The organism is Geomonas propionica (assembly GCF_016458235.1).
GTDB classification, from domain to species: Bacteria; Desulfobacterota; Desulfuromonadia; order Geobacterales; family Geobacteraceae; genus Geomonas; species Geomonas propionica.
This window is the reverse complement of sequence record NZ_JAEMHK010000003.1, coordinates 313981-329036: the sequence shown is the minus strand read 5'-3', so window position 1 is coordinate 329036 and position 15056 is coordinate 313981. Positions and strand designations below refer to the sequence as shown.

Here is a 15056-nt window from a genome sequence, read left to right as displayed (position 1 = left end):
TGGTGTCATCCTCGCTAACGATAACCGCCCTCCCGGCCAATTTATTCAGGCTTTGGATAAGCCTTTTCAAGTCCTTGTCTAGCAACTGGTACTCTGTCGCGTTTCCGGGTCTGGCTACCGGTGTTCCAAATGCGACAATTAATGGGAGATACTCCAGAGGTAGCCCTCTTTGGCGAGATCTGGCTTCGGCATGGGTTGATAATCTCATGGCATCATATCCCTTCTGGGTCTATGTTCGCCCCGGTTGCTATCTCCGCCTCGATTTCGTTAACCAGGTTTATAAGCACCACCACGACTTTGCTATACCGCTCAAGAATTGGGTCACCGTCGGCCAAAAGCTCGAATAATTCCTTTTCAAGCGTTCCCATTGTCGCCCACAGGTCGTTAAGCCTACCGAGTGCTTCTTTATGTTTTGCGATCCTGCCATCCTTGTCCTTTATTAAGAGGAGGGCAAGGAATCTTATCGTGCTTTCTATGAGAAGGTCGCGCGAAAGTCCATTAGACTTGGATATCTCATTCAAGGACTTCAGGTCCTTCTTGCCGATGACTACGCTCTTGCGAGTTTGCCTCTGCTCGGGCGTATCCCCGATCGTCTTGGCAAAATCAAGAACTGCGTCCAAAAGAGAAGGCTGCTCAAAAATACTCGAAAAAATCCGTTTCTGGGTAAGCCCAAACTCGCTCGTGAGGCAGGCCAGGGAGTCCCCTCCCTCTTTGGTGAGTGTGCAGGTGGTTCGAGCATCAGGCTCTTTACTCTTGATCAGCTTCGAAACTTCCACGCCCCCTCCTTCGCAACCAGTGATGACTAAAAGATAATATAATACTTTATGCGTGTCAACAGTATTTTAGTAATATTTTTGGCACTCCTGTTTCGAAGCGTTCTACCTCACTGGTTGGGGCACTGCGCTGGACGTGCTTCACGAGGCTCGCAGCATCGATGATGAAGGGATCGGCGCAATCCTGGTCACCCTAAGCAGGGGGCACCCTTGGGCGCTGAATTCGAAGCTGATCAACAAACGTTAAAGTGATCATGAGTAGCGGGTTCGGTGAGTTGGATGTTACGCAGAAGTTTGTTGGGAATGGATTGTCTGGATTTAAGAAGCCGAACAAATTAGCGGCATTGCGCGAGAGCATCCTTGGCTTGGATCTCGATCGCAAAAGCGATTAGATCGCCAGCACTAGGCGTCCGTGAAATCAAGAAATGATAGGTAAGGGGCACCTTTCCGAAGCGGGAAGCCGGCTCAATCCAAAGAACTTGCCTGGGTAAGCTCGGCCAGCACTTCCTCAAGGTCAGCAGGACTATAGGGTTTAGGTAATACTGCGCTGAAACCGAACCTGGCGTAATCAGCAAGAATGGGATCGTTGGAATACCCACTCGATACTACAAGGACAGCCGCCGGATCGAGTTCCAGGATGCGCCTGGCAGCCTCCCCTCCCCCCATGCCTCCCGGGATAGTAAGGTCCATGACAACAACCGCGAAGGAGGCTTCAGCAGTCATTGCCGCATGATAGAGCGCTATCGCCTGCTCACCACTGCTGCAGGCCTGCACCTCGTATCCGAGTTTTCGCAAGGTCTCCGTTGCCAGATTTCTGATGATTTCTTCGTCATCGACCACCAGGATCGGGCCGTCGAGGCGTTTTGCAGGCGTTGTTCGCGGCACCAGGCCATGTTCAGTGTGGCCTTTACAACTGCTCGCGGGCAACAAGACAGTGCAGGTCGTGCCAACCCCTTCTTCGGAATCGACACCTATATGACCATCATGCTTGCAAACGATTGAATAAGCTGAGGCTAAACCTAGCCCGCTCCCTGTGGCCTTGGTTGTATAGTACGGGTCGAAGACTCTTCTGAGGCTATCTTTTGAGATACCGCATCCGGTATCAGCAAAGCTGAACCTCACATAAGGGCCAGGCGGCAGAGATTGCTCATTGTTCTTTTCGAGGACCACATTATCTAAGGCTATCGAGATGACTCCCTCTCCAAGCATGGCCTGAGAAGCATTAATCATTATATTGCACAGGACTTGAACCATAAGTCCTTCATCGGCCTCCAGGTCCCACACCTCATCGTCACAATTTATCACGCTCCTGGTTCTGGCCCCCTTCAACGCCAGCGAAATTGCCGACTCGACAAGTTCTTTGGGTGTCACCATTTTCTTTACCGGTCGGTTACCTTTTGCAAAAGTCAGAAGCTGATTGGATAAGTTTGTAGCACGCAGGCAGGCGCCTTCCGCTTGAGCCAAAAGGGCGGACAACCGCTCGTGGCTGTCCAGGGACATTCGTGCTAGGGCTATACTCCCCATGATCCCTGTCATGATGTTGTTGAAGTCATGCGCTATTCCGCCGGCCAAGACACCCAGTGATTCCAGTTTCTGGTTTTTTACCTGTTCGTTCAGCAACCGCCGCTGAATTGTGACATCACGGGCAATTGAATTGATCTGCTTCAGCTTATCGTCTTCGTAGCAGAGGTTTACGGTCCAGAGCATGTCGTAGACCTCACCGGTCCTGCTTAGCTGCCTGTTCTCGAAAGTCACCGACTCCGTACCCGAGCTGACCCACTCCTGGAATGCTGACGACGTCTTTTGGCGGTCATCCGGGTGCACAAAGTCGAAAGCAAACTTTCCGACACACTCAGCAGGCGACCATCCGAAATATTTTTCAGCATTGCGGTTAACAAAGAGGAAGCGTCCCGTCGCATCCACCTGGGTCACGAGATCGCTAGTGCCCTCCACAAAATCCCGATATAGCGCGACAGTCTTCAACAGGGCTGCTTCAGTCCGTTTCTTCTCAGTTACATCAAGCAGGATCCCTTCTAAGACACCCTCATCCCTAAATACGGTTACTGACGCGAGGCAATCGCGGACCTCACCGTTTTTATGGATGAATTGGACTTCGGCATCGACAATGCGCCCTTCTTCATTCACCGTACAGAGAATCGAGCTGCGCTGTGTCGGGTCTGCATAGTGTGCCAGGAACGGCTTACCTATAACTTCCTCCCGAGTAAGCCCGAAAAGCTCGAGAAACTTTTCGTTCGCATTTATGATTTCAGATCCATTGAGTTTAGATCTGAACATTGCAAACGGACTGTAATCAAAAAAATGGCAGGTAGCAATTTGACCCTGATTTAGCGAGGGTTCAGTACGCCTTTGATCAGTGATATCAACCATGTCACCTCTCCCCTCAGCCATGACTTAAATTTCAGAACAATGTAGGCCGAGTTAATATACAATACCAGGCTTTTGCAGCCCTATCATTTCCTCTTACCTTGTATCAGATATATTAAATGAAGACACGGGGACAACTGGCCACAACACAGAAAAAAAAGAGACAGGGGTGGTCGCCTCAGAGAGACACAGTGTTTCGGCTTGCCCTTACCTCTTCCTGCTGGGGGGGCTAAGTATTTGATTGTAACTCATCGGTAGCGTAAGACCAGAGTCTCTACAACAGGGGGCGCAAATGGAGAGAGCACAGCGGCACCAGGGGAAAAAGGCGGAGGTGAGGACGCCCCCCAGGAAAACCGAAAGAGGCCACGCGAGAGGCCACGCGCAAATAAAAAGGGCTTAGCCGTATTTGGCTAAGCCCTTGATTTCTTTGGAGCGGGAAACGGGATTCGAACCCGCGACCTTCAGCTTGGGAAGCGCCAAAATATGCATTTCTGCCCTTTTCAGGGCGTTTCAATTCGTTGCACAAATCAGATCTATGGTATTGATTTTTCTCAACTTTAGCGATAAAGTCGTTTCATATCGTCCCACCATTTTTCAGCCCTAGCCGGATACCAAACGGATACAAAACGGATACACGAGGCGAAAATGAGCAAACAGTTCACCGATAAGACCATCGCGTCGGCGAAACCGCGGGAGGCACGTTATTACCTTCGCGAGGGGCGAGGCTTTGCCCTGCGGGTCATGCCGTCCGGCCTCAAGACCTTCGTCTACATCTACGAGCTGAACAAGCGGAAAGGATACCTGCCTCTCGGCCACTACCCAGGCTGCTCTCTGGCTGAAGCACGCATCGCCTTCAACGATGCCTTCAACCTGGTGAAAAGAGGGATCGACCCGCTCAACCGGAAGAAAACCATGGCAGAGGAGCGGGAAAAGGTGGAAAGGGAAGCAGCCCTCGAGGCGGAAGCCCGAGCCACCGCGGCAGACCACCTTGAGCGGCATACCTTTGAAAGCTTGCTGAAAGATGGGATCCCGGAGGACTTCACCCCCCAAACAGTTGAACAGCTCGCCGCAGTCTGGATGGTCCGGTACTCAAGGCCGAACCACACGACGCGCTGGCAGGAGAGTGAACTATGCTCTCTCAGGCTGCATGTCCTTCCTGCTCTGGGAAAGAGTGAATTGTCGGCGGTACGGCGCAAACACGCCATCACGTTTATAGAACGCCTCGCCGCAAAGGCCCCTGGCGCTGCCCGAAATGCCATGAAGCTGTGCCGGCAGATGTTCAAATACGCCTATCGCATGGAATGGGCGGAGATACAGCCGTTCAACGAGATCACAGAATCTGTGCCAAAGATCGCCCCCAAAGCAGATGAGCGCCACCTGGACGACGCCGAAATCGTAAAGGCTTGGAACGAGATTACCAACTCGGCGAGCTCCCTCCAGGTCAAGCGGGCGATCAAGCTGGTGCTGGTCACCGCGCAGCGGCCTGGGGAGGTAACCCAGATGCACCGCGACCAGATCAAGGGACGATGGTGGACCATCCCGGCAGAAATCGCCAAGAACCGGCGGGAGCACCGCGTATACCTGACCGATACAGCACTAGAGCTGATCGGCGATGATACAGGCTACATCTTTCCCTCCGAAGGGAAGAACCCACATATCTCCCCTACCGTTCTCTCACGGGCAATCAACCGCAGCTACGAGGAGGGGGGAACCAGGAACGTGGGCAAGGAGGCTTTCAACGCCAGCAAGAAACCGTACTTCGGCATGAAGCCTTGGTCTCCCCAGGACCTGCGCCGCACCGCCCGCACCAACATGGCACGGGTCGGGGTGATCGAGGAGGTTGCCGAGGAGGTGGTGAACCACAAGAAGTCGGGCATCGTCGGGGTCTACAACAAGTACCGTTACGACAAGGAGAAGGAGATCGCGTTGACCAAGTGGGAGGATCTGCTGCTTCGGATACTTCGTGACGAAGCGGAAGAGGAGGGGGCGGGGTAGCCTGCCCCACCGCAGGCGCCTTGGCGCCTACGTCATCAGGAAGTCTATTCTGCTTCCCACCGCTCCCTCAACTCGTCAAGGGTGGGGGGAGGTCCAGCCTTGCGAACTTGCAGTTCAAGCCCCAGGTAGTCGAGTACCCGTATCACCTTTCTGATCCCGATCTCCTGCACTGTACCCGCCTCCAGTTGGCTGATGGTAGCTCGGCTCATACCGAGTTCACGTGCGATCTGCTCTTGCGTGACCTTCCGGAGCTTGCGGACTTTGCGGATCTCTTGGCCGAGTTCGAATAACATGTCACGTATAATATGCAATATATAACCGCGCTGCAATGCTTAAATGTATTATATACAGAACATTCAGGTACTTCAGAGAAGGATCAGCAAAGGATCTTGTATCCTTCCCTACAAATTTTTGTTCGTATTGGTACAAATGATTGTACTTCGCTGTATACCTCAGTGCGAAGCTCCAGCCTCCATGCAACTGCGTATGAAAGCCGCCAATGGAGCGATATCGCCGTGCGAACTTGCCGCATCAAGCGCATCCAGGTACTCACCGCGCCGCTCCACCCGGATTACCGTCCAGGGATACCCTCCGGACCCGAGCATGGCGTTCATCAAGAACCTTCCCAGCCTGCCGTTGCCGTCCATGTAAGGATGGATGTAGACGAACAGGAAATGTCCAAGAACCGCGCGCACCGCTGCGCTCTCCTCCGCTTGCAGCAAGGAGCAGAGTTCAGGCATCATTTCCCGAACTGCCTCTTTCGAGGGGGGGACATGGGCCGCGTTCTTGATGAAGACGGGGTGACTGCGGTAGCCGGCGAGATCAACCGGCCTCAGGATTCCAGCGGCAACACAAGGCTCCCAAAGGTTCTGGTACCAACTCGCATGGTCGCTACGAAAGGCGGCCCCGGGGTTCGCGCCTGAGAATACCTTGACCATCGTCTCCTTCACCTTGTTGTGGGCCAGCCAGTACCCCCGCGCAGCCAGAGCGTTCTTCGCCTCCAGGTCAGCCGGAGCTGTATCGGGGCTCCATCCCCCTCCGGCCACCCGGCGGATCAAATCGTCTGATACCCGGTACCCCTCGATGGAAAGGGAGTGATAGGCATCACTCGCATAGACTTCCTCGACGCTGTCCATGAATCCGGCCACGTCCGCAGGGGGGCCCGGTTCGCCAGGAAAGGCCTCCAGCACTGCCCCCCTCATCTCCTGCCACATGAGCCGCATGCGAAGCACGTAAGGCGACTTCGCCTCCCCGAGGTGGAATTCTGATAGGGGAACAGTGAAAGGGTTTGTCTCGGTAACGGCATATCCCACCGCGCGCATAGTGGAAAGGATTTCATCGGCCACCTGTCCCCGCCCCACGGCCCGGAGCGCTCCGGCCAGCCTGCCAGCGATAGCGGAGTGCCCTCCTTCCACCAGATCCCTGAGCAAATCGGACGGGTCAACCTGGTGCAGCGCGATGCGTGCGTCCCGGACCGAACTGCGGAAGAAGACCTCTGGCACCTTGATCAGAGCAAGGGACAGGGGCATCACCCGCACCCCCGACACAAGTTCCACCCGCCCCGGATCGATGTCCCTGCGGTAGTCAAGCAAGGAGAAGGTATCGGGAAGCGGTAGGATACGGTTGCTTGCTTTTGGCGACCAGACCACAATCTGCCGCGGGGGAACCGTCGCTCCCACATGGAGCGCCACCGAGTATTCAGGCGATGCGTGCCACAGCTCGTCAAAGCGGTCGTCGCAGTACTCCCGGACGAAAGTCTTCAGCGCCGCATGCCATGGGGTCGTGTCCCCCGGGGCGTCGTCGGGGCGTGACGGCATATACCACCCCCTGACGACCTGACGCAGGAAGCCATTCTTGACCAAGACCTCCCGCTGCTGCCGAGAGAGCTCTTCCGACTTCAACACCGTCCTTCCTGCATCCTGTAGCACCTTAAGCGCCTGCAGAGCATCCGAAAAAAGCCTCTGCCCCGGACTCACTTTCACTTGAGACTCCTCCCCCTGCGCTGTTCTCGCGGTACGAACTCTTCGCAGTAGCTTTTCGCATCGGTCAGCGGCAACACACCGCCCACAAGCCCTTTGGGATAGGCAAAGGCACCTACCAAGGTGCCTTGGTCAGGTTGAAGAAACTCACCGCACTCCTCCTTCCCCCTACGCCTACCCGCCCTACGCATATGACTTGCTGCTCGTAAACCCATATGACTTAACGGCTAACAAACTATATGAGTTAATGTTGTAAGATGTGTATGAGTTATTGTCAAGCGTCACTTTAAAAAAGATAGAACATGCCGTCCTGACCGGAGCTTTTCTCCGGCAAGCAGGCTTCTTTTCCACCCCGCGCCAACTTCAGTGGATGGCATGAGGCCGGTAAAGCGGCCGGTACGAAAGTGCCGGCGGCTTTGGTCCAAGCTGTCCTGTTTTTCTACCGGGGGCGTTGCGGGGGAAGCCCCCGTAGCCGACTGCCGTTGGTCCGCTTTGGAGGGGCGGGAGATCCCGTTTCCCGGGGGCACGGGGCACTCCCCGTTGTATGGCTATAGGCCGGTTGACAGGCAGCCTGCCAACGGGCCGGACCGGTAAAGCGGCCGGTACGGAAGTGCCGGCGGCTTTGGTCCAATTTGTCCGCCCTTTCAACCGGGGGCATTGCGGGGGAGAGTCCCCCGCAGAGGGGGGCGCGGAGAACGCCGCGCGGTCTCAGCGAGGGGGAGTCTTCCCCCTAAAGCGTTCTACGCCCTGTTTATGGAAACACCCGAAGCCGGCGAGGCCGCCTCCCGGAAATCTGTCTGGTTTCGAGTTACAATTTGGTGCCATAAAAAAGTCCTTGACGCCTTAGACCGATCGGTCTAAGGTTGGTGACATGAAGCGCACACACAACAAAGACGACATCGTTCAGACCGGACTCGAAATCATCTTTTCCAGAGGATTCAACGGTACCGGGATAGAGACCATCCTGAAGCAGGCCAACGTGCCGAAGGGATCATTCTACAACTTCTTCTCCAGCAAGGAGGAATTCGGCCTCGCAGTCATTGACCTGTTCCTTTCGGACATGACTGCGCTGCTCAAACCGATCAGTGAAGACCTCTCGTTGCCGCCCCTTGAGCGGATAAGGAGATCCTTCGAACTGCTCATCGCCAGGTTTGAAGAAAATAACTGCTCCAAGGGCTGCCTGCTCGCCAATCTTGGACTCGAGATGTCCGATCAGTGTGAGCCGTTCAGGCAACGCCTGGAGGATGCGCTGCAGAGGTGGATCGACTCAGTCGCGGAGATGCTCGAGGAAGCCCGTGAGACCGGGGCTGTCCGCATCGAGGTCGCCCCCTCCGTTCTCGCAGAGAGTATGGTCGCTTCTTTCGAAGGCGCTCTGCTGCGGGCAAAAGTGAAGAAGTCCGTCGAGCCACTGAAGAACTTTATCCATCTCTATTTCAACGTCTTTCTGGCGTAGAGGGGTAGCTGCGACCCTTTTCGAGGAGCTTCGCAGCACCCTTATTTTTATACCCGCCATCAAGTAGACCGGTCTAAATTCATGTTGCCAACATGAGGTGGAACGATGTCAACACGTGAACGAGGTGGCGAGGGAAAGATGCAACTTTTTCAGGAAACGGCCATTGGCGGGATGTCGATCGCCAGACGCAGACAGACCACAGCACGGTAACCAAAAGGAGAAACCAAGATGGTGAGAATCGGAATTATCACATGCGGCAACATGACGAATGACCTGGCCTGCAGCTCTGTAGGTTGCCTTGAGGACAGCTATGCAAGCAAGGGGAAATTTTCTCGCTATGCAGTGCGTGGGGGAGCCCAGGTAGCGGGAATCATCAGCTGTTCGGGCTGTCCTACCCTAAGGGCGCCGGAGAAAATCCTGAAACGGGTCAGAACACTTGCGGTGAGCGGTGTAGAGGCTATTCACTTTGCCTACTGCCTTGAGCACAATTGCCCGTTCAAAAGCAAGTACCGGAGCATTTTGCAATCCGAATTTCCGAACATCGAGTTTATTAGCGGGACCCACGAGGTCCCCGACGAAAAGCAAGCTGCTGATCTTGATGCATTTGTAAAGAACGCTCTCTGTCAACAGAGCACCTCAATGGCGGATCTCATTGAAAGCCTCAACGGCGGATCTCGTTGAACTTCTCACGAAGCAGTCAAGAGCTTTGCTGGCCAGGCAACAAGATACTAAAGAAACGCTCTCTATGCCTTGAGCAAAACAAGTAAGCCAAAGTTATCGATAATCCATAAAAAAATAGAGGAATAAAAATGAAAGCATTTGAGGGAATGAAAGTATTTGAAAAGATGAAATTTAAAAATCTAACGATTAAAAACAGAATTGTGAGATCAGCGACACACAGCCATTTAGGGAACCTTGATGGTACGATTAGCGATGAAGAACTGGATATGTTTGAAGAACTGGCGAGCAATGACATCGGACTAATCATCGCCGGACAATTTTTCGTATCCAAAAAAGGGATTGTAAGACCCGGCTCCAATGAACTTGCCGAAGATTATCAAATCGAACGAGCAAGTAAAATCATTGCAAGAGTTCGACCATACGGGACTAAAGTGATTGCACAACTCAATCATGCAGGCGCCAAAGCCTATCCCGAGGATAATAAAGTTGGGCCATCGGTTATTGAACTTGAGAAAGATAAACCAGCCCGAGAGATGAGTGTGGATGAAATTGGGTCCGTGATCGAAGATTTCATAGATGCTGCTTATCGTGCAAAATCATCTGGGATGGATGGTGTTGAAATTCATTGTGCCCACGACTACCTTCTATGTGAGTTTTTAACACCATCATTCAATAAGAGAACCGATAAGTATGGTGAAACCTATGAAGGCAGATTTTTAATTGTCAAAGAGATAATCCAAGGGATCAAAATCAAGTGTGGATCTGATTATCCGGTTTTCGTCAAGGTGAATTCAAATGCCGCTGATGAAAATGAACAATATACGAGTGACTTGAAGAAAATGATACCTGAGTTTAAGAGATTGGGTGTCGAAGCTGTTGAATTTAGCGGGTCCAATTTCATACATATGAAATACTCGGATCACAATTATTTTGTTGAAAGCGCAATGAATATCAAAGGGAATACTGACATCCCTGTAGTAGTAGTTGGCGGTATACGAAATTTTGCGGATATGGAGGCAGTGTTGGAGGCTGGCGTCGACATGATCTCTATAAGCAGACCACTTATACGCGAACCCGATCTGATTACCCGGCTAAAAAACGGTCAGGAAAAAGCAAAATGTACAAGTTGCAACAAGTGCTTTGTTGTTGGGAAAAAGAGATGCGTTTTTAACAAAGATTAAAGCGAGGACCGAATTGAACGTGCCTGTGGCTTTCATCACGGGTTACGGCGGCAATTTCGGAAAGGCGTTCCGCTAAACATCATTAGTTCACAAAAAATGGAGGAAGAAGAATGAAAGCATTTCAGGAAATGAAAGTATGGCCAGGAAACACTATGAAGTTCTCCACCATCATTGCGCGTGCCGTGCTCGGGCTATCGTTAGCATGTGCCGGCACCTTCGCTGCTGTAGCACCGGCCCAAGCTGCAGCGCCGATGCAGCACAAGCAGGTTCCGGGCTTCTATCGCACGATGATTGGCGACTATGAAGTCACCGCGCTCTATGACGGCGGCGGCAGCATTGACTCCAATCTCCTGCATGGCGATCCAGCGCTCATCCAGTCCCTCCTGGCGCGCTCGTTCCAAGACGATCCCAAGCATGTCTCGGCCACCGTCCAAGGATTCCTCGTCAATACCGGCTCCAAGCTCGTCCTCATCGATACTGGTGCAGGCGGTCACTGGGGCGGCCCCACGCTGGGTAAGCTTGTGCAGAACTTGAAGGTCTCCGGCTACAAGCCGGAGCAGATTGATCTAGTGCTGCTGACCCATCTTCACGGTGACCATGCTGGCGGAATCTACGAAAACGGCAAGCGCGTCTTTCCGAATGCGACCGTGATTATGAAGAAGGCCGACGCCGACTTCTGGCTGTCGAAGGAAATCATGGCCCAGGCCCCGGAAGATGCAAAGATCTTCTTCAAAATCGCACAAGATGGCGCCGCGCCTTACCTGGCTGCGGGCCAATGGAAGCCGTTCGAAGGCATGGACGAAATCGTCCCCGGCGTCGCGCCGTATGCCATTCCCGGCCATACGCCCGGTCACACTGGCTACATGATTTCCTCTAAGGGTCAGTCGCTACTGGTCTGGGGCGACGTAGCTCATGTTGGGGCAGTCCAGATGCCACACCCGGAAGTCGGCATCGTCTTCGACTCGGACAGCGCATCGGCTGTCAAAACACGTGAAGCCCTTTTGGTGAAACTCGCTGCGGACAAGACGATGATTGCCGCCGCCCACATGCCGTTCCCTGGCCTGGGCCGTATTCGCAAGGCCGACACCGGCGTTGGCTACGACTGGGTACCGGCGACCTTCGTCGACCTGAAGTGAGGTGAGCCATGACCTACGATTCAACTTCCATCCGCAAGCTCCGCGATGCGATGTTCGCCTTCGACTTCGCGCACCCCGTACGCACCATCGAGACGCTCCGCGTCGGCATGGAGGCAATTTCACAAGCAAACCCGCCGGCGGCTGACCTAACGGTCGAGCCGACCGAGCTCGGTGGCGTGGCCGCGGTGGCGATTACGGCTCCCGGCGCGTCCAGAGACCGAGTCATCTACCATCTCCACGGTGGTGGCTGGGTGGCTGGCTCTCCTGCCTCGCATCTGGGCATGCTCGGAGAGCTATCTCGAGCGGCAAAGTCCCAGGTCATCGTCCTGGACCACTCCAGGGCACCCGAGCACCCATTCCCGGCGTCCTACGACGAGTCCATCCGCGGCTACGAAGCAGTGCGTGCGCTTGGCAAGCCGTTCGCCGTGACAGGAGACTCCAGTGGCGGTGGCATGGTTCTCAACGTTCTTGCCTACGCATCCTCGAAGGGCCACAAGGACGCGCAAGCAGGAATACTAATCAGCCCATGGGCAGACTTGACGTTGACGCTCCCCTCGTTAACGCAGTTGGCCGACCGCGACCCAATGGTCAACGCGAGCGCGATGCGGGAGATGGTCGAGGCTTACGCTGGCAACCACGACTTGAAGGATCCCCGCATCTCGCCCCTGTTCGCCGACATGCACGGTTTTCCTCCACTGCTCATCCATGTCGGAAGCGACGAAGTACTTCTCGACGATGCGCTTGAAATTGACCGAAAAGTGCGCGCAGCCGGCGGCGAGTCGCACCTTGAGGTCTGGCCGGAGATGCTGCACGTCTGGCACATCCAGACAGGCTCTTTGCCTCAGGCCCACGACGCGCTGCAGAGAGCCGGCGAGTTTCTCATCGGGCACCTTGAAAAATAGCATGCGCGCACACTCTGCGAAGACGCAGACACTCGATAGGAGGTTGTAATGACCACTGACACCAACCAGCCGGGAACGGCATGGATGCAAATCGTCGTGAAGAAAGGAACGAGCGACTTCGCGACGTCGTTCACCGCTGACGCCACCCTTCAGACCTCAGCCCTCAGCAAGGCCGTGGTCGGCCCGACACTCATCGGGGCGTTCTTTGCCGCGACGAGTACGATGTACGAACACTTTGTGTTCACTGCGGAGACGGTTGACGGTGCGAAGACTTACCTTGAGTGGGAGGGGATCCACGGTGGCAAGCCGGTCGCCGGCGCCACCATAATCACCAGGAATGAGTCCGGCCTCATCAACAACATCAAGCTCTTCCAAAGTCCGCTTCCCGTCGTTCGGGAATTCTCGTCCGGCCTCAAGGAGCGACTCGAAGGGACTCTCGGTCAGGACTTATTTAGCTAAGCAGGGAAAACAGCAAACTTCATCGCCTCATTGAAACAAGTAAGAAAGACGAAGCCGCCCTGTTCTCGAAACGGGGCAGCGAAATTGACTTGAAACGGATGTCTCGTTCGTTTCACAGACGTGGGGTCATCTGGCTCCGATCCGAGACCCATCTCTGGACAAACAGTATTCAACCACTTGCACTTTGCAAGTGCTCTAGAGGGAGAAACACCATGAAATTCTCCACTATCATTTCGCGTACCGTGTTCGCGGTATCGTTAGCATGCGCCAGCGCCTTCGTTGCTGTAGCACCAGCTCAAGCTGCAGCGCCGATGCAGCACAAGGAGGTTGCGGGCGTCGCCAACCCGCCGGGAACGGCATGGATGCAAATCGTCATGAAGAAAGGAACGAGCGACTTCGCGAAGTCGTTCACTCCTGACGCCACCCTTCAGGCCTCAGCCCTCAGCAAGGCCGTGGTCGGCCCGACACTCATCGGGGCGTTCTTTGCCGCGACGAGCAAGATGTACGAACATTTCGTGTTCACTGCGGAGACGATTGACGGTGCGAAGACTTACCTTGAGTGGGAGGGGATCCACGGTGGCAAGCCGGTCGCCGGCGCCACCATAATCACTCGGAATGAGTCTGGCCTCATCAACAACATCAAGCTCTTCCAAAGCCCGTTTCCCGTCGTTCGTGAATTCTCGTCCGGCCTCAAGGAGCGACTCGAAGGAACACTCAGTCAGGACTTCTTTAACTAAGCCAGGGGAAGACAGCCAGCGTCATCGCATCATGTAACCTGAACAACACAACGGAGGAAACACTCATGCCAATATTTCACGCCCATATCCCGGCTCAAAAGTTCTCTAGCGAAGAGAAGCGGGCTCTGGCAGATGCCTTAAATCTCGCTCTTCATGAAGCCATGGATACGCCTATGGATGACCGTTTCATCATCATCAGTGAGCACAAGGACGATGAATTCTTCATCCATCCGACCTTTCCCGACATGAAGAGATCCGACAAGCGCATGCTCGTAACGGTGACGTCCGGCACGAGCAGGACGGTGGAGCAAAAACGCAAACTCGCGGAGTTGGTCACCCGATACGCAGTGGAAAAGGTTGGCGTCAGCCAGGACGATGTCTCCCTGTTGATCTATGCCATTCCCTTGGAGAACATGAGCTTCGGCGGTGGAAAGCTGGTCTCTGACCTCGACCTTTCCATGCCTTGGGTAAACAAGTAAAAAGGACGAAGCTGCGCCATCGACGGCAAGACGGGCCGGCGCATCACCGGCGAGGATGCGCCCGGCCCACTGCACATGGTCAGCGCCTTTGCCACCGGCCTGAGCCTGGTGCCCGCTGCAAAGTTTTAGGCCGGTTGACAGGCAGCCGGTGCAACCGGCAGCCTGCCAACGGGCCGGGACCGGTAAAGCGGCCGGTACGCGAGTGCCGGCGGCTTTGGTCCAAGCGCTTCGCCTTTTCGACCGGGGGCGTTGCGGGGGAAGCCCCCGCAGAGGGGGTAGCGGAGAACGCCCCGCGGTCGCAGCGAGGGGGAAACTTCCCCCTTAAGCGTCCTACCCTCTACCGAGATAAACTTCGGAAGGCGAAGAGACTACCTCCCGAACATCGGCCACTTGCCGTTGAGATACCAGGCCCTCCGCCCGGCGCCCCGGGGTCCTTGGCCCAGGGAGCGCTCCACCCTTCCCCTCGTTTTCAGGCACTCTTCCACCTCCGCCAGATGCACCCGACAGCCCCCCTCCCCACCCTGATCCTTTGTGGGAAATGCCCCGATGGCGGCCTCTTCTTCGGGGAGCACGAGAACCCCTAGCTGGAACGCTTTTCGTTTCGGCCGTTTTTCTTGCTTCGTCTCCTGCAAGGGACGAATGATGGCCGGCGGCATCCGTCGGGCCCCGCAGGGCAGGATACCCGTTGAGCGCGCAGCGCGAATAAGGGATGGTGAAGGGGGACGACCGGCTTGCCGGGTGGCCACCTTCACCTATCCTGCCCGGATTTGAACGGCTATTTTTCCGCTACTGATTTTGATCAGATCGCTATATTGCCGCCGATTTACCCACAGTTGCCGGCCCATTCGAAAAAATATCGATAGAGGCGATGAATCGGCAGCAAAATATCGATAAGG

At 54.8% G+C, this 15056-nt stretch carries 13 protein-coding genes; 9 read left to right on the top strand and 4 right to left on the bottom strand.

What is annotated here, in order from left to right:
• Positions 1–212: 212 nt before the first annotated feature.
• Both JFN90_RS06135 and JFN90_RS06130 read right to left on the bottom strand, forming a co-directional pair.
• A complete protein-coding gene (locus JFN90_RS06135) occupies positions 213–776 on the bottom strand; it encodes a hypothetical protein (RefSeq protein WP_199394215.1) in 564 nt (187 codons plus the stop codon).
• 462 nt (positions 777–1238) lie between these two features.
• Complete coding sequence (locus JFN90_RS06130) at positions 1239–3161, bottom strand: hybrid sensor histidine kinase/response regulator (RefSeq protein ID WP_199394214.1); 1923 nt, start codon at positions 3159–3161, stop codon at positions 1239–1241.
• A 642-nt stretch (positions 3162–3803) separates the two neighbouring features.
• Here JFN90_RS06130 and JFN90_RS06125 point away from each other — a divergent pair.
• A complete protein-coding gene (locus tag JFN90_RS06125; RefSeq protein ID WP_199394213.1) occupies positions 3804–5153 on the top strand; it encodes a tyrosine-type recombinase/integrase in 1350 nt (449 codons plus the stop codon).
• Positions 5154–5197: 44 nt separating this feature from the next.
• Here the strand turns inward: JFN90_RS06125 and JFN90_RS06120 are convergent, their stop codons facing one another.
• A complete protein-coding gene (locus JFN90_RS06120; RefSeq protein WP_199394212.1) occupies positions 5198–5446 on the bottom strand; it encodes a helix-turn-helix domain-containing protein in 249 nt (82 codons plus the stop codon).
• A 159-nt stretch (positions 5447–5605) separates the two neighbouring features.
• Entirely contained in the window at positions 5606–7057 is a 1452-nt protein-coding gene (locus JFN90_RS06115) for a Fic family protein (RefSeq protein ID WP_328755378.1), read from the bottom strand.
• A gap of 946 nt (positions 7058–8003) precedes the next feature.
• On the opposite strand from JFN90_RS06115, the gene JFN90_RS06110 reads away from it, so the two are divergent.
• The 8 genes from JFN90_RS06110 (at position 8004) to JFN90_RS06075 (ending at position 14160) form a co-directional block, all read left to right on the top strand.
• Entirely contained in the window at positions 8004–8585 is a 582-nt protein-coding gene (locus tag JFN90_RS06110) for a TetR/AcrR family transcriptional regulator (RefSeq protein WP_199394210.1), read from the top strand.
• Between the two features lie 228 nt (positions 8586–8813).
• Positions 8814–9266 (top strand): CGGC domain-containing protein, encoded by a 453-nt coding sequence (locus tag JFN90_RS06105; protein WP_199394209.1) that lies wholly within the window; start codon positions 8814–8816, stop codon positions 9264–9266.
• Positions 9267–9394: 128 nt separating this feature from the next.
• Positions 9395–10447 carry an NADH:flavin oxidoreductase gene (locus JFN90_RS06100; protein WP_199394208.1) on the top strand — a complete coding sequence of 351 codons (1053 nt, stop codon included), beginning with the start codon at positions 9395–9397 and terminating at the stop codon, positions 10445–10447.
• A 110-nt stretch (positions 10448–10557) separates the two neighbouring features.
• A complete protein-coding gene (locus JFN90_RS06095; protein WP_199394207.1) occupies positions 10558–11583 on the top strand; it encodes an MBL fold metallo-hydrolase in 1026 nt (341 codons plus the stop codon).
• A gap of 8 nt (positions 11584–11591) precedes the next feature.
• A complete protein-coding gene (locus tag JFN90_RS06090) occupies positions 11592–12485 on the top strand; it encodes an alpha/beta hydrolase (protein ID WP_199394206.1) in 894 nt (297 codons plus the stop codon).
• A gap of 48 nt (positions 12486–12533) precedes the next feature.
• Entirely contained in the window at positions 12534–12944 is a 411-nt protein-coding gene (locus tag JFN90_RS06085; protein WP_199394205.1) for a hypothetical protein, read from the top strand.
• 212 nt (positions 12945–13156) lie between these two features.
• On the top strand, positions 13157–13681 hold the full coding sequence (locus JFN90_RS06080) for a hypothetical protein (protein WP_199394204.1): 525 nt from the start codon (positions 13157–13159) through the stop codon (positions 13679–13681).
• 65 nt (positions 13682–13746) lie between these two features.
• A complete protein-coding gene (locus JFN90_RS06075; RefSeq protein WP_199394203.1) occupies positions 13747–14160 on the top strand; it encodes a tautomerase family protein in 414 nt (137 codons plus the stop codon).
• The last annotated feature ends 896 nt before the right edge of the window (positions 14161–15056 follow it).

What these genes read in the sequence shown, in the direction of transcription:
- JFN90_RS06105 (WP_199394209.1), top strand. Translation starts at nt 8,814, where the DNA reads ATGGTGAGAATCGGAATTATCACATGCGGCAACATGACGAATGACCTG.
- JFN90_RS06095 (WP_199394207.1), top strand. Translation starts at nt 10,558, where the DNA reads ATGAAAGCATTTCAGGAAATGAAAGTATGGCCAGGAAACACTATGAAG.
- JFN90_RS06125 (WP_199394213.1), top strand. Translation starts at nt 3,804, where the DNA reads ATGAGCAAACAGTTCACCGATAAGACCATCGCGTCGGCGAAACCGCGG.
- JFN90_RS06120 (WP_199394212.1), bottom strand. Translation starts at nt 5,446, where the DNA reads ATGTTATTCGAACTCGGCCAAGAGATCCGCAAAGTCCGCAAGCTCCGG.
- JFN90_RS06090 (WP_199394206.1), top strand. Translation starts at nt 11,592, where the DNA reads ATGACCTACGATTCAACTTCCATCCGCAAGCTCCGCGATGCGATGTTC.
- JFN90_RS06130 (WP_199394214.1), bottom strand. Translation starts at nt 3,161, where the DNA reads ATGGTTGATATCACTGATCAAAGGCGTACTGAACCCTCGCTAAATCAG.
- JFN90_RS06110 (WP_199394210.1), top strand. Translation starts at nt 8,004, where the DNA reads ATGAAGCGCACACACAACAAAGACGACATCGTTCAGACCGGACTCGAA.
- JFN90_RS06100 (WP_199394208.1), top strand. Translation starts at nt 9,395, where the DNA reads ATGAAAGCATTTGAGGGAATGAAAGTATTTGAAAAGATGAAATTTAAA.
- JFN90_RS06075 (WP_199394203.1), top strand. Translation starts at nt 13,747, where the DNA reads ATGCCAATATTTCACGCCCATATCCCGGCTCAAAAGTTCTCTAGCGAA.
- JFN90_RS06085 (WP_199394205.1), top strand. Translation starts at nt 12,534, where the DNA reads ATGACCACTGACACCAACCAGCCGGGAACGGCATGGATGCAAATCGTC.
- JFN90_RS06080 (WP_199394204.1), top strand. Translation starts at nt 13,157, where the DNA reads ATGAAATTCTCCACTATCATTTCGCGTACCGTGTTCGCGGTATCGTTA.